The 255-nt window shown below is 69.4% G+C and carries 1 pseudogene; it reads right to left on the minus strand.

The window, feature by feature from the left end:
* A pseudogene (locus tag IH54_RS41200) lies at positions 1-251 on the minus strand (KR domain-containing protein); the annotation flags it as partial.
* Positions 252-255 lie beyond the last annotated feature (4 nt).

Below are 255 nucleotides of genomic sequence, written 5' to 3' on the forward strand. Positions count from 1 at the left end.
CGCGCCAGATCAGCACCGCCCAAGTGACCCGTCATGGAACTGGTGTCCGCCCACAACCCCCACGCCATCGAGGTCCCGGCAAGCCCGTCCGCCCTGCGCACCTGCGCCAAAGCGTCCAGATACGCGTTCGCCGCAGCGTAGTTGCCCTGCCCCGCAGTACCGACCACACCCGCAGCAGAGGAGAACACCACGAACGCCGCCAGCTCCACCCCCCGCTCACGCGTCAACTCGTCCAACCACCGCGCCCCGTCCACC

The organism is Streptomyces sp. NRRL F-5123 (assembly GCF_000721495.1).
Classification (GTDB): Bacteria; Actinomycetota; Actinomycetes; order Streptomycetales; family Streptomycetaceae; genus Actinacidiphila.